A 1,380-nucleotide genomic window follows, 5' to 3' on the forward strand; every position below is an offset into this window, starting at 1 on the left:
CGCGGTGTTTGAGCATGGCGTGCAGGACATCGATCCTGCGGCGGGTGAGGCAGATCAGGGCGGCGTTGTGGCGTTTGCCTTCGCCGCGTTTCCTGTCGTAGTAGGCGCGGGAGTCGGGGCTGTTCAGCGAGGCGAACGAGGCCAGGAACAGGGCCCGTTTGAGGGGTTTGTTGCCTCCGCGGGGTGGTCCTTCGCCTCGGATGGAGGTGCCCGAGCGGTAGGTCGTGGGAGCCAGGCCCGCGTAGGAGGCCAGGTGGGCGGCGGTGGGGAACGCGCTGCCGTCGCCCACGACGGCCAGGATGCGGGCTCCGGTCCTGACGGCGACTCCCGGCATGGACGTCAGGACCTGTGCGAGAGGGTGGGCCTCCAGGAGGGAGGCGATGCGGTCTTCGAGGACCTCGCGGCGGTGCAGGATGACCGCGAGGGCCTCGGCCAGGCCAGGGATGATGTCGCCGGCCGCCGCGGTGCCGGGGACGGTCACGGTCTGCTCGGCGAGAGCGGCCATGACCTGCTCGGTCATCTTCTGCGCGGTCCGCATCCGGGGGGCTGCCCCGAGGAGAGTGCGGGTGATCTCGTCGCCTCCGGCCTGGGCCAGTTCGGCCGGGGAGCCGAAGGTCTGCAGCAGGGCCAGCACCGCCGGGTGACGCAGGCGGGGGCCCAGGACCCGTTCGAGGGCCGGGTGGATCGAGGTCAGCAGTCCGCGCAGCCGGTTGGAGATGCGGGTGGCATCACCGGCCAGGTCGTCGTCATGGCCCAGCACCATGGCCAGTTCGGCCCGGACACTCTCGTCCGGCGTGATGCTCCGCAGCAGGTGGGGCATGGTGCGGGCGGCATCGGCGATGACGAAGGCATCGCGGGCGTCGGTCTTGCCGGAGCCCGGGTGGAGATCAGCCAGCCGTCGCATCGACAGGCCCGGCAGATAGGCCACCTCGCAGCCACTGGCGCGGGCCACCGCCACCGGCAGCGCGCCGATCGAGGCCGGCTGATCGACCACGACCAGCACCCTGCCTTTGCGTTGCAGACGGGCGAACAGGTCCCGCAACTGCGGTTCGTTGTTGGGCAGCGGCTTGTCGAAGGTCTTGCGGCCGTCCGCCAGCAGAGCCGTGCCGTGGTGTTCGGACTTGCCCACGTCCAGAGCACAGAACACTGCGATCGACGTAAAGTTGCTGGTCACCGGGCTTCCCTCCCCGGAATTCATGCCGGGTGGCCTGCCAGGGCACCGGCCGTCGGCAGCCACATTACGCAGCCCGCCTGACGGCGGACACGCTCTCATCAGCGATCAGCCGGTGCCACCAGGACCGGCGACAGCACCCCCCGGATCATCAACAACAGGGGCAAAGAGTCCTACCGGACCTGGAGGCCACGAGCCCGAACCGGGCT

At 70.1% G+C, this 1,380-nt stretch carries 1 protein-coding gene; it reads right to left on the minus strand.

Annotated elements, in window-relative coordinates; translation table 11 throughout:
* A partial coding sequence (locus ACGFY9_RS48875; RefSeq protein ID WP_393765666.1) for an IS110 family transposase occupies positions 1-1,174 on the minus strand: 1,174 nt, incomplete at its 3' end.
* Positions 1,175-1,380: the final 206 nt, after the last annotated feature.

The organism is Streptomyces sp. NPDC048504 (assembly GCF_043200035.1).
In the GTDB taxonomy this organism is placed as follows: Bacteria; Actinomycetota; Actinomycetes; order Streptomycetales; family Streptomycetaceae; genus Streptomyces.